Raw genomic sequence first — 26,139 nt, 5'->3', positions numbered from 1 at the left:
AGGCGGGGCAAAACGTCAAGCAGTCAAATGTGTTCGCAGAGAATGATGCGGTGAATATCCATATATGCTAAAACATCGGTTCGTGAATTTGGCAGGTGGAAATGTCCGCGACTTCGGCCCTTGGAACTGTTCACAAAAGCGGTCGTTTCTTCTCGCAACGCAAAATTGAAAACCGTGCTTGACAAGCTACGGAAGCTCACGCCATAAATTTTACATATGTAAGAATTTTGCTATGCATTCGTAAAGGAGGAGACGAAATGCGGACCAAGTCTTATGTTGCAGGGCTTATTGCGTCTGCTGCAAGTGTTGCAGTTATGGCCGGGGCTGCGTGGGCGGAAGAGCTCACCATCGCGACGGTCAATAATGGTGACATGATCATCATGCAGAAACTGTCGCCGGAGTGGGAAAAAGCGACCGGCAATAAAATCAACTGGGTTGTGCTTGAAGAAAACGTGCTGCGTCAGCGCGTCACGACCGATATCGCTACCAAGAGCGGCCAGTTCGATATCCTGACCATTGGTGGTTACGAGACGCCGATCTGGGGCAAGGCTGGCTGGCTTCTGTCGGTGGATGATCTTGGTGATGATTACGGCTATGACGATCTCATCAAGCCGGTTCGCGCCGGTCTGACGGTCGATGGCAAGCTTTACGCCGTGCCGTTCTATGCCGAAAGCTCGTTTACGCTCTATCGCAAGGACTTGTTTGACGCGGCGGGCCTCAAGATGCCCGATGCGCCAACCTATGCGGAAATCAAGGATTTCGCGACCAAGCTGACCGACAAGTCGAAAGAACAATATGGTCTCTGCCTGCGTGGAAAGCCGGGCTGGGGCGAAAACATGGCTTACCTCGGCACGCTGATCAATACGTTCGGTGGCAGGTGGTTCGATGAAAACTGGAAGCCGCAGATCAATTCGGACGAATGGAAGAAGGCGATTAACTTCTACGTCGATCTGATGAAGGAAGCGGGCCCTCCCGGAATTACGTCAAACGGCTTCAACGAAAATCAGGCCCTGTTCTCGACCGGCCATTGCGCCATGTGGATCGACGCCACTTCGGCTGCCGGACGCATCTATGATCCGAAGCAGAGCCAGGTTGCCGACAAGGTTGCCTTTACCAAGGCACCGGTCGAGGTGACGCCAAACGGTTCTTCATGGGCGTGGTCCTGGAACCTCGCAATTCCGGCATCGAGCAAGAAGGTGGAAGCCGCGAAGTCGTTCCTGAAATGGGCGACCTCGAAGGAATATGTCGAGCTCGTCGGCAAGTCCGAAGGCTGGGTTGCTGTTCCTCCGGGCACACGCCAGTCCACCTATGCCAACGAGGAGTACAAGAAGGCGGCTCCTTTTGCGGATACGGTGCTGAAAGCCATCGAATCTGCCGATCCGACTAAACCGACCAAGGACCCCGTTCCTTATACCGGCATCCAGTTCGTGGCCATTCCTGAGTTCCAGGCAATCGGTACGCTTGTCGGGCAGGCGGTTTCGTCGGCTGTTGCGGGTCAACAGAGCGTCGATGCAGCACTCGACGGCGCGCAGCGTCAGGTCGAACAGATCATGACGCAGTCCGGTTACATCAAGTAGCCGTGAGATAAAGGTCTGCCGCCTTCGGTAGGAGGAAGGCGGCAGACCTAATTTTCGTAGAGGTTCGCCACGGTGAATCCGAAACGGGAAGGGGAGGATAAGTCCGAATGCCAGCAAACCATGCGTTGGCCGCAGGCACAAAATCACGCTTTGCAGCAAAGTCTCGTCGCAGTGTCCGCACTGGACCTCTGCTCGCTCCAGCAGTCATTCTGCTTTTGCTGTGGATGATCGTTCCACTGGCGATGACCTTGTGGTTCTCGTTTCAGTATTACAATCTCATCAATCCATTTATTACTGGTTTTGCCGGTTTCTCGAACTATTCCTTCCTGTTATCTGATCCGACCTTATGGTCCGCAATCGCCAAGACACTGATCCTTGTCGTGTCGGTTCTCGTGATATCGGTCGTCCTAGGTGTGCTGTTTGCGGTCATCTTCGATCAGGATTTCTGGGGCAAGAATATAGCGCGGCTTCTGGTCATTGCGCCGTTCTTCGTCATGCCAACCGTTTCGGCGCTGATCTGGAAAAACCTGCTGATGCATCCGGTGAACGGGCTGTTCGCCTTCATTTCACGCAGTTTCGGATTGCCGGTCATCGACTGGTTCTCGCAGTTTCCAATGGCTTCCGTCATCATAATTGTGTCCTGGCAATGGGTGCCGTTTGCGACGCTGATCCTGATGACGGCGATGCAGTCTCTTGATAGGGAACAGATGGAGGCTGCGCGCCTAGACGGGGCCAAAGGCCCGGTAATGTTCTATTATATCGTGCTGCCGCATTTGCTGCGCCCGATCTCGGTCGTCATCATGATCGAGACGATCTTTCTGCTGTCGGTGTTTGCGGAAATTCTTGTTACCACTTCGGGTGGACCGGGTATCGCCACGACGACGCTGACCTATTTCATTTATCTGAAAGCGCTCCTGCAATGGGATATCGGCGGCGCTTCCGCAGCCGGCGTCATCGCCATCATCCTTGCCAACATCGTTGCCGCGTTCCTGATCCGGACTGTCGCACGAAATCTGGATAATTAGGAGGGCTGACCGATGGCTGCAAAACGCAAGATCAACAAGGCTGCCGTCTCTGCCGGGATCATTGGCTGGATCGTGGCGTTGCTGATGTTCTTCCCGATCCTCTGGATGCTGCTTGCTGCATTCAAGACGGAAATTGACGCGGTGGCACCACCAAAGCTGTTCTTCGAGCCAACGCTGGAGAATTTTGTCGCGGTCAACCAGCGTGCTGATTATTTCCGCTATGCCATGAACAGTGTCGTTGAAAGTCTGGGCGCGACTATTCTCTCGCTCATTATCGCGGTGCCCGCGGCTTATGCGGCAGCGTTCTTCCCCGGCAAGCGCACTAAAGACCTTCTTCTATGGATGCTGTCCACCAAGATGCTGCCTGCAGTCGGCGTGCTGGTGCCGATCTATCTTCTAGCACGTGACACCGGACTTCTTGATACACGCACCGGTCTCATCATCATCTTCACCCTGTCCAATCTGCCGATTGTGGTCTGGATGCTCTATTCCTTTTTCAAGGAAGTGCCCGGAGAAATCCTCGAAGCAAGCCGTATGGACGGTGCGAAAGTCGGCCAGCAGATACGCTATCTGCTTCTGCCGCTAAGCCTTCCTGGTATCGCGTCCACCGCACTTCTTTCGATCATCCTGTGTTGGAACGAAGCGTTCTGGAGCCTGAACCTGACAGCTTCGCAAGCAGGTCCGCTCACCGCATTCATAGCGTCCTTCTCGTCACCGGAAGGGTTGTTCTGGGCAAAACTCTCGGCAGCTTCCACGCTCGCCATAGCGCCAATACTTGTCTTCGGATGGGTTACGCAGCGCCAGCTGGTGCGCGGTCTCACTTTCGGCGCAGTGAAATAAAGGGAATGAAATGGCTACACTATCACTGAAAAACGCCACCAAGTCCTTCGGCAATATTGATGTCATCAAGGGCGTCGATCTCGACATTGCAGACCGCGAATTTGTAGTTTTCGTCGGGCCATCCGGTTCGGGAAAGTCAACGCTTCTGCGCATGATTGCTGGGCTTGAGGAAATTACCGGCGGTGACCTCACGATTGATGGTGAGCGTATCAACGATACGCCGCCGGATGAGCGTGGTCTTGCCATGGTTTTCCAGACCTATGCGCTCTATCCGCATATGAATGTGCGCGACAATATGGGTTTTGCGCTGAAACTAGCAGGCATTGCCAAAGCCGAACGCGATCGCAAGGTGGAAGAGGTTGCAAAAACGCTGCAGCTTGACCAGTTGCTTGACCGCAAGCCGAAGCAACTCTCTGGCGGCCAGCGTCAGCGTGTTGCCATTGGACGCGCAATGGTGCGCGAACCGAAGATTTTCCTGTTCGACGAACCGCTGTCCAATCTCGATGCCGCGCTCCGCGTGCAGATGCGTATTGAATTGGCGCGCCTGCACGACCGGCTCAATGCGACGATGATCTATGTCACGCATGATCAGGTGGAAGCGATGACGCTCGCACACAAGATCGTGGTTCTCCGCGACGGGAAGGTGGAGCAGGTAGGATCGCCACTGGAGCTTTATCATCATCCGGTGAATCGTTTTGTGGCTGGTTTTATCGGTTCACCGACCATGAACTTCATCGAAGTCAAAGCCAGTGCCGTCGATGCCGACGGGGTGACAGTTCAGCTTGCAAATGGACGTTCGGTCAAAGCGCCTGTCAAAAGCGAAGGCGTAAGCGCTGGGGCGCCGCTGGTTCTCGGCATTCGTCCGGAGCATCTTCATCCGGCAGCCGATGGTATCCTTGAAGGTGAGATCATGGTTGTCGAGCGCCTTGGTGGTGAGACCTATCTCTATGTGCAAAATGAAAGCGCAACCGGACTGATTGTTGCGGAAGCAGGCGGTGGCAGCGCAGCACGTGCACACGAAACGGCGAAACTGGGTTTTGACCCGACCGACGCGCATTTGTTTACACCCGATGGCAAGGCTTTGGAGCGCTTTGAACGGCATCCATTATTGCTGACGGAAAAGAAAACGCACCTGTGAGTGCAGGCTGCAATATCCCGGAGTATCCCCATGCGACTTAAAGACAAGGTGGCCCTCATCACTGGTGCTGCACGCGGTATCGGACTTGGCTTCGCTGAAGCCTATGCGCGCGAGGGCGCGAGGGTTATTATTGCCGATATTAATATTGAGCGGGCAGAGGAGGCCGCACGCGGCATCGGTTCATCGGTCAAGGCGGTAAAGCTTGACGTGACCGACCTCAGTCAGATTGACAAGGTTGTTGCAGAGATCGACGCGGAATATGGCGGCATCGATATTCTGGTCAACAATGCCGCGATCTTCGATATGGCCCCTATCAACGAACTGACCGAAGACAGTTATGAGCGTGTGCTCGACATCAACCTGAAGGGACCGCTTTTCATGATGAAGGCGGTTTCAAACGTAATGATCAAGCGCGGACGCGGCGGCAAGATCATCAATATGGCGAGCCAGGCCGGTCGCCGCGGCGAGGCGCTGGTGACCCTCTATTGCGCGTCTAAGGCCGCTATCATTTCCGCCACGCAGTCGGCTGCTTTGGCGCTCGTCAAGCATGGCATCAATGTCAATGCGATTGCACCGGGCGTGGTCGACGGCGAACATTGGGACGTGGTGGATGCGAATTTTGCCAAATGGGAAGGCTTGAAGCCCGGTGAGAAAAAAGCGGCGGTAGCGAAGTCCGTTCCAATCGGTCGGTTCGCGACGCCGGAAGATATTACCGGCATGGCCGTTTTCCTTGCATCATCTGATAGCGACTACATCCTCGCCCAGACCTTCGGCGTTGATGGGGGCAACTGGATGGCTTGAAACAGGGCCGGGACATACAATGAAAGCGATCTATTTTACAGGCCACGGCGAAGCCGGACTGACTGATCTGCCGGAGCCGGTATTACAGTCGGGACACGCCTTGATCGACGTCAGGGCGTCGGGTCTGTGTCACACCGACATAGATGTTTTGCATGGCCGCTATGGGTCCAGCGCATTTCCGCTGGTACCAGGGCATGAATATGCTGGCATTGTGGTCGCGGTGGCGGAAGACGTGACCAATGTGAAGGTGGGCGACCGCATTGCGGTCGATCCGAATATTCCCTGCGGTCATTGCCGTGCCTGCCTCAAGGGACTGACCAATCTGTGCTCGGACTTAAAGGCCTATGGGGTAACCCATAATGGTGGCTTTGCAGGCATGAGCCTTGTCGATGCCAGCCATCTCCATTCCATTGGCGATCTGCCTTTTGACGTAGCAGCACTCGCGGAACCACTTGCCTGTGTCCTCAACGGTCTTGGCGCAGCGGAACTGAAAATTGGCTCACAAGGTGCCGAAAATGCACTCGTCTTCGGTGCAGGCCCGATTGGCTTGTTGCTAGCCTTATCGTTGAAGGCGCAAGGCGTGCAACAGGTTGCCGTGGCTGACATCAACGAACACCGTCTGACTTTTGTCGAAAGTCTCGGCCTTGAGCCAGTCGTGTCGGGCTCGGAAATGCTGGATAAGCGTAAGCGCAGTTTCGATTTCGTTGCCGATGCAACCGGCATTGCCAAGGTCGTTGAAAGCATGGTCAGCTTCACGGCCGACGGCGGTACGGTTCTGGTGTTTGGCGTTTGCGCACCGGATGCACGGATTTCAGTCACGCCTTTCGAAATTTTCCGTCGTCAGATTCGAATTGCAGGGTCACATTCGCTGAACCGCAACATTCCGCAGGCCCTGGAAATACTCAAACAGGACAAGGGCGAAATGGCACGCCTCGTTTCGCACCGGTTACCGCTCAGCGAAATGCTGCCGTTCTTCACCAAGCACGGTGGCGATCCTGCTACGATGAAGGTCCAGTTCGTACCCGATTGAATTGAAGGAAATCGTCATGACCAAATTGTCGCGTGCAACGCTCCAGAGCTTCGACAAGGTACACAAACCCGGCTACGACCCAACCGGGTTGAAACCGGGCATCGTGCATTTCGGTGTTGGCAATTTTCATCGTGCCCATCAGGCTGTCTATCTGGACGATCTGTTCGGAATGGGTGAGGGGCATGACTGGGCGCTGGTTGGCGCTGGTGTGCGTGGCAGTGATGATGCCATGCGGGACACGCTCAAGGCGCAAGACTGGCTTACCACAGTTGTCGAACAGGAAGCCGATTATGCGGAGGCAAGGGTTACCGCTTCCATGATCGATTATGTAACCATATCGACCGAAGAAGGGCGAAAGGCTTTGATGGCCTATCTCACATCGCCCTCTATTCGCATTGTTTCCATGACGATCACCGAAGGTGGTTATTATATCGATCCGGCCAGCCAGACCTTTGATCCTGCTCATCCTGATATTGTGGCAGATGCCACTCATCCGGACCAGCCAAAGACCGTGTTCGGCTTAATCGTGCAGGCACTGAAACTGCGCAAGACGGCGGGTGTTCAACCTTTCACCGTCATGTCGTGCGATAACATTCCGGGCAACGGGCATGTGACGGAAGATGCCGTGACGGGACTGGCCAAATTGAGTGATGCGACTTTTGCCGACTGGATTTCTGCCAATGTAGCTTTTCCAAATTCCATGGTGGATCGCATCACGCCGGCCACCGGTGCACGCGAGCGTGAAATCGCTGCGAAGGATTTCGGGGTTGAAGACGGCTGGCCGGTTTTCTGCGAAGTTTTCAAGCAGTGGGTGATGGAGGACAATTTCCCCACCGGGCGTCCTGCATTGGAAAAAGTAGGTGTCACATTTACCGATCAGGTTGCCGCTTATGAACTGATGAAAATCCGCATTCTGAACGGCGGTCATGCAGCCATTGCCTATCCGGGTGGACTGCTCGACATTCACTTCGTGCATGAGGCGATGGAGCATCCGCTGATCCGGCGCTATCTGGAAAAGCTCACCAAGGATGAGATCATTCCAGAGGTGCCGCCCGTACCGGATACCAATCTCGAAGACTATCGCATCCTCATCGACGAACGCTTCGCCAATCCAAGCATCGGCGATACGATCCGCCGCCTTTGCCTTGATGGCTCCAACCGTCAGCCGAAGTTCATTCTGCCCACTGCTTCTGATCGTGTGGCAGAAGGCAAGTCTGTGACAGGACTGGCGCTTGTTTCCGCATTCTGGTGCCGTTACTGCTATGGCACGACCGATAGCGGCACGGTTATTGAGCCGAACGATCCGTCATGGGACCGCCTGACAAAGCAGGCGGCTCTTGCAAAAAGCAATCCGGCGGCATGGCTTGCGATGGATGATATCTTCGGCTCGCTCGCTTCAAATCCAGCTTATGTGGCGGCTTTTTCATCCGCACTTCTGCGCATCTGGCAGGATGGGACTGTCAAAGCGCTCGAACGTTATCTGGCAGGTGAGCCGCTATAACTGAAAATTACAATGCGCCCGGATAGACCCTTACCGGGCGGTTGTCCTTGACCGACTCCATCACCACAAATGTCGATGTGCTTGCGACATTGGGCAGGCTCGATATCTTTTCGCCTAGCACCTCGCGGTAACGCCGGATGTTGGGCGTTCGCACCTTCAGAAGATAGTCGAAAGAGCTTGCGATCATATGGCATTCTTCGACTTCACGTATCTTGCGCACGGCCGTGTTGAACGCCTCAAGCGCGGCTTCGCGTGTGTCGGAAAGCTTGACCGTCGTGAAGGCGATATGATCGAGACCGAGTTTCTCAGGGTCGATGGCCGCACGAAAGCCGACAATATAGCCTTCATCGACCAGTCGTTTCAGCCTTGCCTGGCATGGTGTCTTGGAAAGACCGACCTTTTTCGAGAGTTCCGTGACAGGAATGCGTCCGTCTTCGCTCAATACTTCCAGAATACGCCGATCGAATTGGTCCAGATCGTCTACAGAATCTATCTTTCGCATTCTTCTAGCCTACTTTAGAGCCTATAATAAGATCGATAATCCTTTATATGGAGCAAATGAAGGCAGAATGCAATTTGCACAAATGATAGTGTGCGCCCACTTAAAGCAGAGCTAAACTGGGCAAAGACGCTCGGGGCTGTTTTCATTTGTGAGCATTGCACCATGACCGACACCATACCCGCTCCTATCAATCCGGTTTTCCAGAATTTTGCGCCGTCGATCCGCGAGCAAAGCGCACTGAGGCAGGCGATTACCGCCGCTTATCGCCGGCCGGAAGCTGAATGCGTTTCCGCGCTGGCTGCACAGGCCGCCTTGCCGGAAGAAACAGCCAAGCAAGTCCGTTCCACGGCTCGCAAGCTGATTGAAGCGCTGCGCGCCAAGCACAAGGGTACAGGCGTCGAAGGCTTGGTGCATGAATATTCGCTGTCGAGCCAGGAAGGCGTGGCGCTCATGTGCCTTGCCGAAGCCCTTCTGCGTATTCCGGACATGGCGACGCGTGATGCTTTGATCCGTGACAAGATTTCGAATGGCGACTGGAAATCTCATATCGGTGGTGGTCGTTCGCTCTTCGTCAATGCTGCAACCTGGGGACTTGTCGTTACCGGCAAGCTGACCAACACGGTCAATGATCGCGGCCTGTCAGCTGCCCTGACACGTTTGATCGCTCGTTGCGGCGAGCCTGTCATTCGTCGCGGTGTAGACATGGCCATGCGGATGATGGGCGAACAGTTTGTCACCGGCGAAACCATCGATGAAGCTTTGAAGCGCGCCAAGCCGCTGGAAGAACGCGGCTTCCGCTATTCCTACGATATGCTGGGTGAGGCCGCGACCACCGCTGCCGACGCCGAGCGTTACTACAAGGATTACGAAACCGCCATTCATGCCATTGGTCGTGCTTCCGCCGGTCGTGGCATTTATGACGGCCCTGGCATTTCCATCAAGTTGTCCGCTTTGCATCCACGCTATGTCCGTGCGCAAAGCGAACGCGTCATGGGGGAGTTGCTGCCGAAGGTGAAGGCGCTGGCCGCTATCGCCAAGTCCTACAATATCGGTCTCAACATCGATGCCGAGGAGGCAGACCGTCTGGAACTGTCGCTTGATCTGTTGCAGAGCCTGATCGAAGATCCGGATCTGGCAGATTGGGAAGGCATCGGCTTCGTGGTGCAGGCCTACGGCAAGCGTTGCCCGTTCGTGCTCGATTTCATCATCGACATGGCCCGTCAGAACAAGCGCCGCGTCATGGTTCGTCTGGTAAAGGGCGCCTATTGGGACGCCGAAATCAAGCGCGCACAGGTTGACGGTCTGGAAGACTTCCCGGTTTTTACCCGCAAGGTACATACCGACGTTTCCTACATTGCATGCGCACGCAAGCTCCTTGCGGCGACAGATGCCGTTTTCCCGCAATTTGCAACGCATAATGCGCAGACGCTGGCCACCATCTATCATTTGGCTGGTCCGGATTTCAAAACCGGAAAGTTCGAGTTCCAGTGCCTGCATGGTATGGGTGAACCGCTTTATGACGAAGTTGTCGGTGCCGAAAAGCTCGGCCGTCCGGCCCGCATCTATGCGCCGGTCGGCACACATGAAACGCTTCTGGCCTACCTTGTTCGCCGACTTCTCGAAAACGGTGCGAACTCGTCTTTCGTCAATCGCATCGGCGATGAAAGTGTCTCCGTCGATGAGCTGATCGCCGATCCGGTTGATGTCGTTCGCTCAATGGCTGTCGTCGGAGCACGCCATGACCAGATTGCCCTGCCGGAAAATCTCTATGGCGCTCGCAAGAACTCTGACGGTTTCGACCTGTCGAACGAAGTCACGCTCGCTGAACTCAGCAAGATTCTGAAAGACAGCGCTGACCGCGTGTGGACATCGGAACCTCAGCTTGCCGGAACCAAGGTAAAGGGCACCAGCCGCTCGGTTCTCAATCCCGGTGACCGGAACGATGTTGTCGGTACGGTGACGGAGATCGCCGAAGAAGATGTGGCGAAAGCCATGAAGGCGGCACAGAAGGCAACGGCAAGTTGGTCTGCGGTTGCGCCAGCCGAACGTGCGGCTTGTCTTGAGCGCGCAGCGGATATCATGCAGCGTGATATGCCGGTTCTGCTCGGCCTCATCATGCGCGAAGCCGGCAAATCCATGCCGAACGCGATTGCTGAAGTGCGCGAAGCCATCGATTTCCTGCGTTATTATGCAGAGCAGACCCGTCGTACGCTGGGCGTCGGCCACAAAGCGCTTGGACCTATCGTCTGCATCAGCCCGTGGAACTTCCCGCTGGCGATCTTTACCGGTCAGATCGCAGCCGCACTCGTTGCAGGCAATCCCGTGCTGGCAAAGCCTGCCGAAGAAACGCCGCTGATTGCAGCACAGGGTGTTCGCATCCTGCACGAGGCTGGCATTCCAGCGGATGCGCTGCAACTTCTGCCGGGGGATGGCCGCATTGGGGCCGCGCTGGTTGCTGCGGAAGAGACTTGCGGCGTGATGTTCACCGGTTCGACCGAAGTGGCGCGCCTCATTCAGGCTCAGCTTGCCTCGCGCCTGTTGCCGAACGGCAAGCCAATTCCGCTGATTGCCGAGACCGGTGGTCAGAATGCAATGATCGTGGATTCGTCCGCTTTGGCCGAGCAGGTCGTGTTCGACGTGATTGCATCGGCATTCGACAGTGCGGGTCAGCGTTGTTCGGCGCTCCGCGTTCTCTGCCTGCAGGAAGATGTCGCAGATCGTATCCTGACAATGCTGAAGGGCGCGCTCAGGGAACTTTCCATCGGTCGCACCGACAAGCTGAAGGTGGACATTGGGCCGGTTATCACCGATGAAGCCAAGAACATCATCGAAAAGCACGTTCAGGGTATGCGCGATCTCGGTCGCAAGGTTGAGCAGCTTCCGCTCGGTCCTGAAACCCAGAATGGAACTTTCGTTGCACCGACCATTGTCGAGATCAATTCGCTTCGCGATCTGAAGCGGGAAGTCTTTGGCCCGGTTCTGCATGTCGTGCGCTACAAGCGCGATGATATGGAGCGCCTGATCGATGATATCAATGCGACCGGCTACGGGCTTACTTTCGGCCTGCATACGCGTCTCGATGAGACCATCGCCAATGTTGCGGATCGTATCCGTGTCGGAAACGTCTATATCAACCGCAATGTTATTGGCGCGATTGTCGGCGTGCAGCCATTCGGCGGACGCGGCATGTCCGGCACTGGTCCAAAGGCAGGTGGTCCGCTCTATCTCGGACGTCTGGTGGAAACAGCTCCAATCCCGCCGCGTCATAGCTCGGTTCACACTGATCCAGCGCTCAAGGATTTTGCGAAATGGCTTGGCCAACGCGGCATGAACGATCTGGCTCAGGCTGCGCGCGACACCGGTAGCGCTTCGGCTCTCGGTCTTGACCTTGAATTGCCGGGTCCTGTTGGCGAGCGCAATCTTTATGCGCTGCATCCGCGTGGAAATATCCTGCTGGTTCCGCAAACGGAAGCAGGCCTTTATCGCCAGATGACGGCTGCCCTCGCTACGGGCAATACTGTGTATGTCGACGAGGCTTCAGATTTGCGGAATGTCCTGAAAGATGTTCCAGCTTCAGTCGCAGCGCGCACGATCTGGACGAATAACTGGGAATCCGACGCACCGTTCGCTGGAGCGTTGGTTGAAGGGAACGCTGAACGCATTGTCGAGATCAACAAGAAGCTTGCAACGCTTCCCGGACCGTTGGTTCTGACGCAAGCCGCTTCCACGGAAGAACTGGCAAACAACCCGGATGCCTATTGTCTCAACTGGTTGCTGGAAGAAGTTTCGACTTCGATCAACACCACAGCGGCTGGTGGCAATGCCAGCTTGATGGCAATCGGCTGATCTCCTGACAGGCAATAACTAAAAGGCGGCTTTCGGCCGCCTTTTTCTTTTATCGATACAAGTTTGCATGGCTGTGCAAATGATAGTCAAAAACAGAATGATTGAATTATTTTTTGTAATTTCAGAATAAAATTTACAAAGGCATTGACAGGCTTTCATAAAAGGCAAACACTGTGCACACGCTTGCAAAAGCGTCGGCGTGGAGGCGCCGTATAAAGGGAGGAAAACAATGCGTTCGGCATTTCTGGTTGCGGCGCTGGCCGCAGGTGTATCTTCATTTGCTTTTTCTGCGCAGGCCGCAGGCAATCTCAATCTTATCTGTTCCGCGGACGTGGTCATCTGTGAGCAGATGAAGAACATGTTCGAGAAGGATACGGGCATCAAGGTCAACATGGTGCGGCTTTCCTCCGGTGAAACCTATGCCAAGGTGCGGGCCGAAGCGCGCAATCCGAAGACGGATATCTGGTGAGCTGGTACCGGTGACCCCCATTTGCAGGCTGCAGCCGAGGGGCTGACGCTCGAATACAAATCGCCGATGCTAGACCAGTTGAATGATTGGGCCAAGAAACAGGCCGAAAGCTCCGGCTTCCGCACGGTTGGCGTTTATGCCGGTGCGCTTGGTTGGGGTTACAACACCGATATTCTTGCCAAGAAGAACCTGAAAGAGCCGAAATGCTGGGCCGATCTGCTTGATGCGTCCTATAAGGGCGAAATCCAGATGGCCAATCCGAATTCTTCCGGTACCGCCTACACGGCACTGGCAACGCTTGTTCAGATCATGGGTGAAGACAAAGCCTATGATTATCTGAAGAAGCTCAACGAAAATGTATCGCAGTACACCAAGTCGGGCTCGGCTCCCGTCAAGTCGGCTGCGCGTGGTGAAACTGGCATCGGCATCGTCTTCATGCATGATGCAGTATCGATGACGGCAGAAGGTTTCCCGGTCAAGTCAGTCGCACCGTGTGAAGGCACAGGCTACGAAATCGGTTCCATGTCGATCATCAAGGGCGCCAAGAATCTCGAGAATGCGAAGAAGTGGTACGACTGGGCGCTGACCGCCGAAGTGCAGTCGCACATGAAAGATGCGAAATCCTTCCAGTTGCCTTCGAACAAATCAGCCGAGGTTCCAAAGGAATCCCCGCGCTTCGAGGACATCAAGCTCATTGATTATGACTTCAAGACCTATGGCGAACCCGCCAAGCGCAAGGAACTGCTCGAGCGCTGGGATAAGGAAATCGGTGCACACGCCAACTGATCTTTCATTGGCTTGAAATCCGGGTGCGCCGCTCTTGTTGTGCGACGCACCCGGATGACGGAACAAGGCAGCGGTTTTCCTGAAATATGCAGGAGCCGGCGCACCTGGAGCATTTCCAGTTTAAATTGAATCATTGGAAATGCTCCATCTCTTTGTTTCTACGCATTATCCTGCGCAAAACCGCTTCGCACTTTTGCTGGAAATGCTCTAGCCATTCCTTGGAAATCCCCGATCTGGAGGGACGCGGACATCCATGAAACAGCATAATCGCAGACTGGATATCGTTCTGGCACTTGCACTCGCGGCATTTGTCTTGTTGCCGTGGTATCGCATAGAAGACGGCTTTCTGAGCTTCGGCTGGCTCGCTGGAATGTTCGGTGATGGTGCAACGGCACCCGGCCTTTGGCAGGTAGCCTTATTCGGACGGCCTTGGCTTGGCGCTGTTGCTGTATTCATGCTGCTTTGTGCCGGTGCCCGCTTGCTATTGCCTGTTGAACGTCGGAGCGGTGTTCTGATATGGGCGAGCCTTCTTGGTGTACTTTTCCTGGCGCTGCAAGGCTTGGCCATCGGTTTTTCCGGCTGGAACTGGACCATCAGTGAAAATCTGTTCGGCGCACTTTCTGACGGCCAGCCGGCATTCGGCGCTGGAGCAATCCTAACAGGTCTCTGCTTTCTGCTGATTTTCTCGTTTGGTCTCGCAGAACGCGGCGTCATGAAGGGGGACGCTTTTGTCGTCTCTTCCATTACACTGCTGGTTGCATTGGTGGCTGTATTCGTCTTCTATCCTGTTATCAGCATGTTTGCCGGGTCGGTGCAGGATTTCGACGGTTCTTTCAAACCTGAGGGGTTTATCGGCAATATTCAGGATTCCTCGATCTGGAGTCTGGCCTGCGTTATCGGTGAGGGGCGGTGCGGCGTTGCATGGCGCACGTTATGGTTGGCTCTGATGACTGCGACTGGTTCTACAGTGCTGGGGCTTGCTTTTGCACTGGTTGCGACCCGCACAGGCTTCCCTTTCAAGAAAGGCTTACGGCTTCTCACCATATTACCGATCATCACGCCGCCCTTCGTTGTCGGTCTTGCATTGACGCTGCTTTTTGGCCGCGCAGGCGTAGTGACGGAACAGATTTCCAATATATTCGGCGTGGAACCAGGCCGGTGGCTTTATGGTCTCACTGGCATATGGATCGCACAGGTCCTGTCTTTCACCCCGATTTCCTTCCTCGTACTTATCGGTGTTGTCGAGGGTGTGTCACCGTCGATGGAAGAAGCATCTCAAACTCTGCGCGCTGATCGCTGGCGTACGTTTCGCAGGGTTTCTCTGCCACTGATGGCACCGGGGCTTGCCAATGCGTTTCTCATTGCTTTCATCGAAAGTATGGCGGATTTCGGCAATCCGATGGTGCTCGGAGGCAGCAATGGGGTGCTTTCGACCGAAATATTCTTTGCCGTGGTTGGTGCGCAGAACGATCCATCGCGCGCGGCAGTTCTCGCAATCGTGCTGCTCTGCTTTACATTGACTGCGTTTCTTATCCAGCGCGTCTGGCTCTCAGGCAAGAACTTCGCAACTGTGACCGGCAAAGGCGATTCCGGTATGCATGCCGGGCTGCCACGCGGCCTAAAGATCGGCGTTTATGCCCTTGTCATTCCTTGGATGATTTTCACTGTCGTTGTTTACGCGATGATCCTTATTGGCGGCTTCGTGCGTCAGTGGGGGCTCGACAATACATTGACAGTCGAGCACTACGCGCGGGCGTTTTCCGTCAATTGGGCAGAGAGTGGAATTGCGTGGACCGGTGTGGCATGGAATTCGTTCTGGACGACGATGGAAATCTCGCTGATTTCGGCTCCGCTGACTGCTGCTGTCGGGTTGCTAACGGCCTATCTGATCGTTCGCCAGCGTTTTGTTGGACGAAACGTCTTCGAATTCGCCTTGATGCTGAGCTTCGCAATTCCCGGCACCGTTATCGGTGTCAGCTACATCATGGCTTTCAATCTGCCACCGCTTGAAATGACTGGCACGGCGCTGATCCTGATTGCATGTTTCGTCTTCCGCAACATGCCAGTGGGTGTACGTGGCGGCATCGCAGCAATGAGCCAGCTCGACAAGAGCCTCGACGAAGCCTCGCTGACGTTGCGGGCAAACAGCTTCCGCACGATCCGCAAAGTCATTCTGCCACTGCTGCGTCCCGCAATCACAGCTGCATTGGTCTATTCCTTCGTGCGTGCCATCACGTCCATCAGCGCGGTTATTTTCCTCGTTTCGGCGCAATACAACATGGCGACATCCTACATTGTCGGTCTGGTCGAAAACGGTGAATTCGGCGTGGCTATTGCTTATTCATCGATGCTGATTGTCGTGATGATCGTGGTCATTACAGGCTTCCAGCTCCTCGTGGGTGAACGCAAACTCAGGCGCGAGAACCGCGTTGCGGCTGTCCCCCCCGTCAAAACCGTTCGTCAGGAGAAAACCGCATGACTGCGATCCGTCCCGGCTCCGTTACATTTGAAAATGTCACCAAGAAATTCGGTAATTTTACCGCCTTGCCCGATCTGTCCCTGACCGTCGAGCCGGGAACTCTGGTGACGCTCCTTGGACCATCCGGTTGCGGCAAGACGACGACATTGCGGCTGCTGGCTGGGCTTGAACATCCGACTTCGGGTCGCATTCTGATCGGTGGCAAGGACGTGACCAATCTGCCAGCCAATGAGCGGGATGTGTCCATGGTCTTCCAGTCCTATGCGCTCTTTCCGCATATGAACTCGCTCGACAACGTGGCCTACGGCTTGGAATCTTCAGGTTTGAAAAAAGCGGAAGCGCGCGAACGTGCGGAAGACGGGCTGAAGCTCGTCGGTCTTGCAGGAATGGGGCATCGCCTTCCGGCAGAACTGTCGGGTGGCCAGCAACAGCGCGTGGCCGTAGCGCGCGCGCTTGTGCTTGAACCGCAGGTTCTGCTTCTGGACGAGCCGCTTTCGAACCTCGACGCTCGCCTGCGCCGTCGGGTAAGGACCGAAATTCGTGAGTTGCAACAAAGGCTCGGGTTCACTGCCGTCTATGTCACGCATGATCAGGACGAGGCGCTTGCCGTTTCCGATACGATCATCGTCATGAAGGAGGGCAATATCGCACAGAAGGGAAGCCCTCGTGATCTCTATGAAACACCGGCCTCAGCCTTTATCGCAGATTTCATGGGAGAGGCGAATGTTGTGCCGTGTGAGGTGATGACGGCAGATGGGGGCGAAGCTGTCATTCGTGTGGGCAGCCTGACCCACCGGGTTACCGCGCGCAACGCTCGACCAGGTCCGGCGCAGCTTGCGATCCGGCCCAACGCAGTGACCTTGCAGCCAAAGACTGGCGGCGGATTTCCCGGACGTGTCACCCATTCGGCCTATCTTGGCGATCATATCGAGTATGAAATCGAAACCGAGCACGGCAAGCTTTTCATTGTCGATCCGGCGGTCGAGGAGGCTCTGCCGCCGCAAACCGATGTATCGATCGAGTTCAAAATGCGCGGACTTGCCATTATCAATCAATAGGCGCAAAAACGTCGCGCCTTTCTTTATCTCTCATCGGAAAATCATCATGACTTCCCATCCCCGACAGGAACTAGAAGCGCGGCTGGCGCTTGCCGAAAAGATCGCGCGCGAGGCGGGCGCCAAGGCCCTCGACTATTTCAAGCAGCGTGAAACACTGGTTATCGAAACCAAGCGCGATCCGCAGGATGTGGTGTCGATTGCCGACAGGGACGTTGAACAGCTTATCCGTGCCCGTGTGTCGGAAGCGTTTTCTCAGGATGGTTTTCTGGGAGAGGAATACGGGTTGAATGAAGGCACTTCGGGTTACACATGGGTTGTGGATCCTATTGATGGCACCAGTCCTTTCGTCAACGGTATGCCGAACTGGTGTGTTTCCATTGCCGTTCTGAAAGACGGCGAGCCCGTCATTGGCGTAATCCAGGCGCCGTGCTTCGACGAACTCTATGCTTCGGCAAAAGGCTTGGGTGCAACACTTGATGGAAAGAAGCTGGTCCTCGATCCGAGCCGCACGATCCGTAATTCGGTGACGGGTATCGGCGCCAACAACTACGTAACACCACAGGTTGTTGCAAAAATCGTAGAAGACCTGCTTGAGGCGGGCGGAACCTTTATCCGTAATGGTTCAGGCGCACTGATGATCGCTTATGTCGCGGCTGGCAGGCTGGTCGGATATTATGAGCCTTATATGCATGCTTGGGATTGCATGGCGGGCTTCTGTCTCGTGCGTGAGGCGGGAGGTTATGTGCATCCTTTTCCGGTAGACGGAGAACAGCTCACCAAAGGCAACAAGGTTTTCGTGGCTGCACCCGGTGCGGTGGAAGATCTGAGAAAAATCGCGCGTTTAAGCCCGAGATAAGCAAGGAGAGGACAGAAACAAAGAACGCCCAATTTCCTAAACTGTTTGTTTCGGTTTAGCCGAGAGGCCCTGATAACGTACTCGTGAATGTGTTTTATTTAACTAATGCAGGCCGCAATAATATGCTGGCATAGTGTTTCATTTGAAGGAAGGAAGCCTATGTCGGCAAACGGATGGACAGCTGCATATCAACCGATCATGCTCAGTATTTTACGTATCGTGGCAGCTCTTGTACTCTTCAGTTATGGTACGGAGAAGATACTTGGCTTTCCTTCAGGCCGTTCGCCAGCAATGTTCTCATTGTCGTGGACCGCGGGTGTCCTTGAGCTTGTTTTGGGCTTCACGCTGCTAATCGGTCTTTTCAGCCGGTTTTCTGCCTTCATTCTCTCGGGCTTGATGGCATGCGCCTATTTCATTGGTCATGCATCCCAAAGCTTTTTCCCAGGCCAGAATGGCGGTGTTGCTGCAATCCTGTTCTGCTTCATTTTTCTTTATCTGTTTATTGCCGGACCTGGCCCCCTGAGCATCGATGCATCGCGGGCGAACAATACGCTGCCAGCCAGCCGATAGGGACGAACGACAGCTTATTGAAAAGCCCCGGATCCGGGGCTTTTCTGTTTACGGATTGTCGCGTTTGAAAATCCAGTCATGGTCGGGATGGTTCTTGAAGCGCCATTTGCGCAAGGGACCGGCCATCACATTGAGATAATACATCTCGTAGCCATAGGGCGCGCCACATGGATGGTGGCCTTTTGGTACAAGCACGACGTCTCCGTCAGAGACCGCCATGGTTTCATCAAGGCTTCCGTCTTCGGTGAAAACACGCTGGAAGCCGAAGCCCTGCGCCGGGTTGAGACGGTGATAATAGGTCTCTTCCAGATAGGTCATATCCGGAAAATTGTCTTCGTCGTGTCTGTGGGGTGGATAGGACGACCAGTTTCCCTGCGGTGTGAATACCTCGGTAACAAGAAGGCTATCGGCAACATCGCGGCTTTCCATTGCGATATTATGGATGAAGCGGGTATTGGCACCTTTTCCGCGTTGTTCAAGTGTCACGCTTTCCGGCCCAAGCTTCTGTGCCTTGCGGCCTGGCTTGCCCGGTGCGGTGCAAACAGCCAGAACACAATCTGTCGTGGCGGTTGCATGCCAGTCGCTTTCAGCAGGCACATAGAGGCAGTGTGGCGGCAGTTTCTCGAACACGTTTATGCGCTCGCCCATCTCGCCGAAATCCTCGCCAGAAGCGGAAATCTTTGCCTTGCCTTCCACAAGAACAAGGATCACCTCCGTCGACCCAGTCTTTTCGGAGACACTCTCGCCGGATTTGAGACGATAGAGCCCGAACCCGACATAACCCCATTTGGCGCTTTCCGGAGTGATGTCGTGGACCTTGCCATGCGTGCCGTTGGGCTTGCGCAACAAATTGGCCATGTCTCAGTCTCCTTTGTCGAGTCCTGCTTCGCGTGCGAATGATTTCAGCGATTTTAGCCCAAGTGACTGATACTGATACGGATTACGAATATCGGGGTCCTGTTCTGCTTCGATCACCAGCCAGCCTTGATAGGTTTTATCAGCAGCAACTTTCAGTACAGGTATGAAGTCGACGCCGCCATCCGCATCGCCCGGAACAGTGAAGACGCCGCGACGGACCCCCTCCAGAAACGACAGGCTCTGGTCGCGTACTTCAGTGGCCATCGCCGGGCGAACGTTCTTGGCGTGGATATGTCCGACGCGGTCCATATGCTTTTTCGCAACCCGCTCCGGGTCGCCACCACCGAACAGGCAGTGACCTGTATCGAGAAGAAGTTTCGCGTACGGTCCTGTATGCTGCATCAGAAGATCTATCTCGTCCTCGCTCTGCACTACCGTTCCCATGTGATGATGGTAGACAAGCGCGATACCTTGGGCGGCGGCATGTTCTGCCAGTGCTTCGACGCCCGCGCCGAATTCTTCCCAGCGCGCTTCTTCCAGCACTGGACGCTCAGACAGCGGCTTGTCGTTATCGCCGTGAATGGCATTCGACGTTTCGCAAACAATGATGACCTTCGAGCCCATCGCCTTCAGGAGGTCGAGCGCGGGCTGCATTGCCTTCTTTTCTTCTTCGACCGAATTCACCAGCAGATTGAGCGAATGCCAGCCCGATACATAGCGAAGCTTGCGAGGTTCAAGTACGGCTTTGAGTGCAGCCGGTTCCTGCGGAAATTTGTGACCTTTCTCGATTCCGTCGAAGCCGATCTCGGCGGTTTCATCGAGACATTGATCCAGAGTGATATGCGCACCGAGGTTGCGATCATCGTCGTTCGACCAGGCGATAGGATTGGTGCCATAGAGGATCATCGGTCAGTTTCTTTCTTTGAGCTTGGCTTCATAATCTTTACGCGCAGCACGTACCTGTTCGCGCTCCGAGACTTCCGGCACCGCGACATCCCACCACCAACCGCCAGTTTCAGGGGTCGGGTAAGGATCGGTATCGATAATGACGACAGTGGTTCGCGGGCTGTTGCGGGTTTCCGCCAAAGCCTCTTCCAGCTCGCGGATCGACCCTGCTTTCTTCGTATCGGCACCCATAGCTCCGGCATGGGCGGCGAAATCGATGTGCGACGGGTTCACGTGGCTCGAATGGTCGAGCAGGTTGTTGAACTCAGCGCCACCAGTCGCCATCTGCAGCCGGTTGATGCAACCGAAACCGCGATTGTCGGTAATAACGACCGTAATCTTCTGCCCCATCATGACGGCAGTGGCGAGTTCGGAATTGGCCATCATGTAAGAGCCGTCGCCGACCATCACGATGACGTCTCGATCCGGTTCGGCCATCTTGATACCAAGGCCGCCAGCTATCTCATAACCCATACAGGAGAAGCCATACTCCATATGGTAGGACATGGGGCGACCGGCTTTCCAGAGTTGGTGCAGTTCGCCCGGCATGGTGCCTGCCGCGCACATGACGACCGTGTTCTCTTGTGCCTGACGCTGTACCGCGCCGATCACCTGCATATCGGTTGGCAAAGCGTTGCCGTCACTGGGGGCAGCGGTAAACCCGTCTGCCGCCGCAAACCATTTTTCTTTCAACGCTGTGTCCGCAGGTTGGCGCTTATAGCTGCCAACCGCTTTCGAGAGCGCTTCAAGGCCAATCTTTGCATCGGCAACCAATGGAAGCGAACCGTGCTTGGAGCTGTCATAGGGTTGGACGTTTAGCGAGAGAAGCTTGCGCCCGGGATGTTTGAACAGCGCCCATGATCCGGTCGTGAAGTCCTGAAAGCGTGTGCCGACGCCGATCACAAGATCGGCTTCCGCCGCGATAGCATTGGCGCTGTCTGCCCCAGTCACGCCAACCGGACCAAAATTGAGCGGGTGATCCCACGGTAGCGCCGATTTGCCAGCCTGTGTCTCGATGACTGGAATGCCATGTGCTTCGGCAAAATTGTGTAACGCTTCGTGAGCGCCGGAGTAGTGCACTCCGCCGCCTGCAACGATAACGGGGCTAAGCGCTGCCTTGATTGCTGCCGCTGCGGCATTCAGTTCATTCTCATCGGGCGGTGGACGGCGCCAGTGCCAGACTTTCTGTTCAAAGAACTCTTCCGGCCAGTCATATGCTTCCGTTTGCACATCCTGACAGAAAGCAAGCGTAACCGGCCCACAATCAGCAGGATCGGTCATGGTGCGGAAGGCGCGGGGCAGGGCAGTGAGAAGCTGTTCAGGCCGGGTGATCCTGTCGAAATAGCGGCTAACCGGACGAAAACAGTCATTCACGGTCATAGTGCCGTCATTGAAGTCTTCGATCTGCTGCAGCACGGGATCAGGTCCACGATTGGCAAAGACGTCGCCGGGAATGAGGAGAACTGGTAGGCGGTTCACATGGGCAAGAGCTGCTGCAGTGACCATATTTGTTGCGCCGGGGCCGATGGAGGAGGTGACGGCGCAAGCACGCTTGCGGCCAAGCTGCTTGGTATAGGCAATGGCTGCATGGGCCATGGTCTGTTCATTATGGCCGCGCCATGTTGGCAGTTCGTCGCGAATGCCATGGAGGGCCTCGCCAAGTCCGGCCACGTTTCCGTGGCCGAAAATAGCCCAAACACCTGCGATAAAGGTCTCACCATCCGGCGTCATCTGATTGGCGAGGTAGCGCACCAATGCCTGTGCGGCGGTTAATCGAACGGTCTTCATAGCTCCTCCAGTTTCCTCCCGGCAGAACGAATTCAATATGTACGCACGCTGTCCCAGACGTTGCAAAGGCCACGATAGCGCATCACCATGTCGGCGATTGCTTCTTCGTCGCTGATCGAACCGTTCAGCCATTTGCGTGCCGCGTCACCAAAAATCGTACGTCCCACAGCAAAGCCCTTGACGAGATCGAATTCGGCAGCAATTGCAAGACTGGCTTCCAGTTCTTCGGCAGGCGCGTCCAGCCCCAGAACAACGATGCCACGTGTGTGTGCATCATTGCGTATGATCGCGTCACAGGCATTGGCCCAGGCCGCTCTGGTCTTCATGGGTTCTAGCTTCCACCAGTCGGGATAGATGCCGATTTCATAAAACCGCTCGATCACACGCGCAGTTGTGTCGTCATCGACGGGACCTGCTTTGGATGGGATGACTTCCAGCAGGAATTCCAGTCGGTTGCGCCGTGCGGCTGCGAAAAGACGTGAAACAGTTTCTTCCTGTTCTGCCTTGAATTCAGTTGTGTCATCCGGATGGTAGAAGCATAGCAACTTCACTACATTCTCGACAGGCCACTCGACCAGTCCACCGCAGTCTGGTCCGAGTTCCGGTTCCAGCTTGAGCGGACGCGAACCGGGCCATTCGGTCGGACGTCCGATCCACAAGCCCGAACCGGCGGCCCGGTAAAGAGCATCGCGGCCCAGTCGACCATCACACAATATGCCGTAACCCTCATCCCCGTTTGCCACCTGCAAGGCCGCATTCAGGCAAAGCTGTTTGAACTCGCCAATCTTTTCCGTTGAAACGCTCGCCTCGGCGGCCATTTCTTCCAGTTGAATACGGTGATCAAAGGCAAAAACGCGCATATTTGGCCAGTGGCCGTTGCGATTGGTGGACCAATGAATCTGCTCCAGCGCGGCATCCTTGCGCAAAGCCTTGTTGCGAATGCCGGTACGGAAAAAATACTGAAGCTCTTCCCAGCTCGGATAAGCTGGCGTGCATCCATGTCGCGAGACTGCAAAGGCCCCACAGGCATTGGCTAATTTGAGGCTGGTAGGCCAGTCTTCGCCCTTCAACCAACCGCGCAAAAGCCCGGACATGAACCCGTCGCCCGCACCAAGCACGTTGAATACGTCAATTGGAAACCCTTCGCCGCTCTGTCCCTCGTCGAGGCTGTTAGGGATTGGGCCTTCGAAAACCACGGCTCCCATGGGGCCGCGTTTGCAAACCAGTGCAGCGTCCGTTACTGCGCGCACGGCTTTCAGCGCTTGAAGCGTGTCTGTCGAGCCGCCAGCAATATGAAACTCTTCTTCCGTGCCGACGATCAGGTCGAACAGATGCAGGGTCGATTGCAGTTTGGTCGTAACAGCTGCGGATTCGATAAAACGGTTCTCGCCGTCGCCATGACCGGAAAGCCCCCAGAGATTGGGGCGATAGTCTATGTCGAGTGCCGTCCGGCTGCCATTGTCGCGAGCAAGACGGAGTGCTTTCAGAACAGCCGCTTCTGTCTTCGGATGTGATAGATGTGTGCCTGTAACCAGAATACAGCCAGCTTCGGCGATGAAGACCGGATCGATGTCGTCCTCGCACAATGCCATGTCGGCACAATTCTCGCGATAGAATATCAGTGGAAAATGCTGCTGATCGCGAATGCCGAGAATAACGAGCGCGGTCAGGCGTTCGGGATCGGTGACGATACCGCGTGTGTCCACGCCTTCGCGTTCCAGCTCGCGTAACAGAAAACGGCCCATATGCTCGTCACCAACACGGGTGATAAGTGCGGATTTAAGGCCCAGCCGTGCAGTCCCGGTTGCGATATTGGTAGGAGAGCCACCTACATATTTGTTGAAGGAGGCCATGTCTTCCAGAAGGCCGCCAACCTGTGCGCCATACAGGTCAACCGAAGATCGGCCAATCGTTATCAAGTCGAGCCGCTTCACTACAATCCTCCCTCGCTATTTTCTTATTGCTGCAAGGCTGTGCAGAATTCATGCACACATAGCAGTTATTCCATTTTTGATTAAAATGGATTTATTATTCCATTTCAACTAAAAAATGGAATATGCACGGGAAGGATCAGTCGCTTTGACGTGCGGTGCCTACGGCTACAGCGAGCGCTATAGCAAGACAAAGCGTTGCGGAGAGTGAGCGGAAGGCGCCGAAATCCACCTCTGAAACGAGCAATGTCTGTTTGGCGGATTTACTCATCGGGCTGACAAACGTGTCAGTGATGCCGACGACGTCGATACCACGCGCAGCGACAGTTTCGGCCATTGCGACCGTTTCCGGTGAATAGGGGGAGAAGGTAATCGCCAGAAGCACATCACCTTCGCGAATAGCATGCAGGTTCTCCAGTTTGCCGACAGCGCTGTGCAGCATGGCAGGCACTTGCATCTTCTCCAGCGCGTAAGCCAGGTAGCTCGCGACGGGAAAAGCACGGCGGATGCCGACAATGTGGATTGTCTGCGCGCTGGCTAAAAGCTGAACGGCCTTTTCGAGTGCATCTGGATCAATGGTTTTGAGTAGCCCTTCAAGAGACGTGCGCCCTGCTTCGGCAAACTCGGCAAGAAGGGCAGGGGCGCTGCCGGTCGCCGTTTCTCGCAAATGTTGCAATCTGGTTGAATAGTCAGGCCAGCCGCCCGCATAGGAATCCCGGAACAGCTTCTGCATCTCCGAAAAGCCGGAGAAACCCATGATCTGGCAGAAACGCATGAAGGCTGAGCTCTGCACACCCGCACCTTCGGCCATCTCGGCGACGGTCGACACAGCGATACGGTCCTGGTTGGCGGCAACGAAATCGGCGCACTGTTTCAGCCTCTTCGGCAAACGGTCGGAAACCTCCAGCAGCTTCGCCTCGAATTCCTTGATATTCGTCGGAACGTTGATTGATGACGGGGCGGGGGAATCCATCAGTGGCCTTTCGATATGGTCTCTTGACAATCTTTATGTCACATTCTAGCAAAATAGAATAAATATTCTATAGTATATCTTCGTTTGACTGAAGATGGCCGTTTCCTGGGAGGATGAGGCAATGGTGACACGTCTGGCACTGCTCGGCGCGGGCCGTATCGGCAAGGTTCACGCAGGCGCAATCGCTGCGGACAAGCGGGCCCGATTGGTCGCGGTCGCAGACGCAAATGAGGCGGCGGCGCGAGCAATTGCTGATTCTGCCAGTGCGGAAGTCCGCAGTATCGACGCTATTGAGCAATCAGACGATGTGGACGCAGTGCTGATATGCACGCCGACCAATACCCACGCCGATCTTATTGAACGGTTTTCTCGCGTCGGCAAGGCTGTTTTTTGTGAGAAGCCGATTGATCTTGACATAGCGCGCGTTAGAGCCTGCCTCAATGTCATTCGAGAAACTGGCGCGAAAGTGATGCTGGGTTTCAATCGCCGTTTCGATCCCCATTTTGCAGCAGTGCACAAAGCCATCAAAGATGGGCGCATCGGCAATGTTGAAATGGTGACGATCACCAGCCGTGATCCGGGTGCACCGCCGGCAGAATATATCAAGGTATCCGGCGGTATTTTCCGCGACATGACGATCCATGATTTCGACATGGCGCGTTTTCTCCTCGGTGAGGAAATCGAGAACGTATCGGCCTCGGCTTCGGTGCTGGTCGATCCGAAAATTGGAGAACTTGGCGATTATGATAGTGCAAGCGTCATTTTGACGACTGCTTCCGGCCGCCAGTGCGTTATTTCCAATTCGCGCCGCGCTTCCTATGGCTACGATCAGCGCATTGAAGTCCATGGATCGCTCGGTGCTGTTTCGGCGGAAAACCAGCGTCCGATCTCGATAGAAATCGCTTCTAAAGACGGTTATAACCGTCCACCATTGCATGATTTCTTCATGACCCGCTACACGGCTGCTTATGCAGCGGAAATCGCCTCGTTTATTGATGCGCTGGACACCGGTAAGGCGCCGCATCCTTCAGCCGAAGATGGATTGCAAGCTTTGGCTCTGGCTGAGGCGGCACTTCGTTCGGTCAGGGAAGACCGCACTGTCAAAGTTGCGGAAGTTCTCGGATAAGGCGGTAATTTTGTTTGCCTTTTCTCGCAATCGGCTGCGA

General features: G+C 55.1%; 19 protein-coding genes and 1 pseudogene. 14 read left to right on the top strand and 6 right to left on the bottom strand.

The annotated features are described in order from the left end of the window. Positions 1-257: 257 nt before the first annotated feature. The 7 genes from OANT_RS19890 to OANT_RS19860 all read left to right on the top strand — a co-directional run bounded on the left by OANT_RS19890 (position 258) and on the right by OANT_RS19860 (position 7,912). A complete protein-coding gene (locus OANT_RS19890) occupies positions 258-1,577 on the top strand; it encodes an ABC transporter substrate-binding protein (RefSeq protein WP_012093209.1) in 1,320 nt (439 codons plus the stop codon). A 107-nt stretch (positions 1,578-1,684) separates the two neighbouring features. Next, complete coding sequence (locus OANT_RS19885; protein ID WP_012093208.1) at positions 1,685-2,602, top strand: carbohydrate ABC transporter permease; 918 nt, start codon at positions 1,685-1,687, stop codon at positions 2,600-2,602. A gap of 12 nt (positions 2,603-2,614) precedes the next feature. Then, positions 2,615-3,442, top strand: a complete 828-nt coding sequence (locus OANT_RS19880) for a carbohydrate ABC transporter permease (protein ID WP_010659038.1) — start codon at positions 2,615-2,617, stop codon at positions 3,440-3,442. Positions 3,443-3,452: 10 nt separating this feature from the next. Further along, entirely contained in the window at positions 3,453-4,580 is a 1,128-nt protein-coding gene (locus tag OANT_RS19875) for an ABC transporter ATP-binding protein (protein WP_012093207.1), read from the top strand. 30 nt (positions 4,581-4,610) lie between these two features. Continuing rightward, entirely contained in the window at positions 4,611-5,381 is a 771-nt protein-coding gene (locus OANT_RS19870; RefSeq protein WP_012093206.1) for an L-iditol 2-dehydrogenase, read from the top strand. Positions 5,382-5,400: 19 nt separating this feature from the next. Next, positions 5,401-6,411 (top strand): zinc-dependent alcohol dehydrogenase family protein, encoded by a 1,011-nt coding sequence (locus OANT_RS19865; protein WP_012093205.1) that lies wholly within the window; start codon positions 5,401-5,403, stop codon positions 6,409-6,411. 16 nt (positions 6,412-6,427) lie between these two features. Continuing rightward, a complete protein-coding gene (locus OANT_RS19860) occupies positions 6,428-7,912 on the top strand; it encodes a mannitol dehydrogenase family protein (protein ID WP_012093204.1) in 1,485 nt (494 codons plus the stop codon). 7 nt (positions 7,913-7,919) lie between these two features. Here the strand turns inward: OANT_RS19860 and OANT_RS19855 are convergent, their stop codons facing one another. Next, entirely contained in the window at positions 7,920-8,414 is a 495-nt protein-coding gene (locus tag OANT_RS19855; RefSeq protein WP_010659033.1) for an Lrp/AsnC family transcriptional regulator, read from the bottom strand. A gap of 162 nt (positions 8,415-8,576) precedes the next feature. Here OANT_RS19855 and putA point away from each other — a divergent pair, with 162 nt between their 5' ends. The 6 genes and pseudogenes from putA to OANT_RS19825 all read left to right on the top strand — a co-directional run bounded on the left by putA (position 8,577) and on the right by OANT_RS19825 (position 18,478). Then, entirely contained in the window at positions 8,577-12,260 is a 3,684-nt protein-coding gene (gene putA, locus OANT_RS19850; RefSeq protein WP_012093203.1) for a trifunctional transcriptional regulator/proline dehydrogenase/L-glutamate gamma-semialdehyde dehydrogenase, read from the top strand. A 229-nt stretch (positions 12,261-12,489) separates the two neighbouring features. Beyond that, a pseudogene (locus tag OANT_RS19845) lies at positions 12,490-13,515 on the top strand (ABC transporter substrate-binding protein). Between the two features lie 253 nt (positions 13,516-13,768). Continuing rightward, positions 13,769-15,994 (top strand): ABC transporter permease, encoded by a 2,226-nt coding sequence (locus tag OANT_RS19840; RefSeq protein WP_012093202.1) that lies wholly within the window; start codon positions 13,769-13,771, stop codon positions 15,992-15,994. Further along, the gene (locus OANT_RS19835) at positions 15,991-17,052 is read left to right on the top strand and encodes an ABC transporter ATP-binding protein (RefSeq protein WP_012093201.1); all 1,062 of its coding nucleotides are present in this window, start codon (positions 15,991-15,993) and stop codon (positions 17,050-17,052) included. Before OANT_RS19840 ends, OANT_RS19835 begins: the two co-directional genes overlap by 4 nt. A 46-nt stretch (positions 17,053-17,098) precedes the next feature. Continuing rightward, the gene (locus OANT_RS19830; RefSeq protein WP_012093200.1) at positions 17,099-17,908 is read left to right on the top strand and encodes an inositol monophosphatase family protein; all 810 of its coding nucleotides are present in this window, start codon (positions 17,099-17,101) and stop codon (positions 17,906-17,908) included. Positions 17,909-18,067: 159 nt separating this feature from the next. Further along, the gene (locus OANT_RS19825) at positions 18,068-18,478 is read left to right on the top strand and encodes a DoxX family protein (RefSeq protein ID WP_012093199.1); all 411 of its coding nucleotides are present in this window, start codon (positions 18,068-18,070) and stop codon (positions 18,476-18,478) included. Between the two features lie 48 nt (positions 18,479-18,526). Here OANT_RS19825 and iolB read toward each other — a convergent pair whose 3' ends face one another. The 5 genes from iolB to OANT_RS19800 form a co-directional block, all read right to left on the bottom strand. After that, positions 18,527-19,336: a 5-deoxy-glucuronate isomerase gene (gene iolB, locus OANT_RS19820; RefSeq protein WP_012093198.1), complete on the bottom strand. Its 810-nt coding sequence runs from the start codon at positions 19,334-19,336 to the stop codon at positions 18,527-18,529. 3 nt (positions 19,337-19,339) lie between these two features. Continuing rightward, positions 19,340-20,242, bottom strand: a complete 903-nt coding sequence (gene iolE / locus OANT_RS19815) for a myo-inosose-2 dehydratase (RefSeq protein WP_012093197.1) — start codon at positions 20,240-20,242, stop codon at positions 19,340-19,342. A 3-nt stretch (positions 20,243-20,245) separates the two neighbouring features. Continuing rightward, positions 20,246-22,069, bottom strand: coding sequence for a 3D-(3,5/4)-trihydroxycyclohexane-1,2-dione acylhydrolase (decyclizing) (gene iolD, locus OANT_RS19810; RefSeq protein ID WP_012093196.1), 1,824 nt, complete (start codon positions 22,067-22,069; stop codon positions 20,246-20,248). Positions 22,070-22,101: 32 nt separating this feature from the next. After that, positions 22,102-24,003: a bifunctional 5-dehydro-2-deoxygluconokinase/5-dehydro-2-deoxyphosphogluconate aldolase gene (locus OANT_RS19805; protein WP_012093195.1), complete on the bottom strand. Its 1,902-nt coding sequence runs from the start codon at positions 24,001-24,003 to the stop codon at positions 22,102-22,104. A 136-nt stretch (positions 24,004-24,139) separates the two neighbouring features. Then, positions 24,140-24,973 carry a MurR/RpiR family transcriptional regulator gene (locus tag OANT_RS19800; protein ID WP_010659022.1) on the bottom strand — a complete coding sequence of 278 codons (834 nt, stop codon included), beginning with the start codon at positions 24,971-24,973 and terminating at the stop codon, positions 24,140-24,142. A gap of 121 nt (positions 24,974-25,094) precedes the next feature. Here OANT_RS19800 and iolG point away from each other — a divergent pair, with 121 nt between their 5' ends. Then, positions 25,095-26,099 carry an inositol 2-dehydrogenase gene (gene iolG, locus OANT_RS19795; protein ID WP_012093194.1) on the top strand — a complete coding sequence of 335 codons (1,005 nt, stop codon included), beginning with the start codon at positions 25,095-25,097 and terminating at the stop codon, positions 26,097-26,099. Positions 26,100-26,139: the final 40 nt, after the last annotated feature.

Source organism: Brucella anthropi ATCC 49188 (genome assembly GCF_000017405.1).
GTDB classification, from domain to species: Bacteria; Pseudomonadota; Alphaproteobacteria; order Rhizobiales; family Rhizobiaceae; genus Brucella; species Brucella anthropi.
Note: the sequence above shows the minus strand (reverse complement) of the source record. Positions and strands in the feature narration are given on the sequence as shown.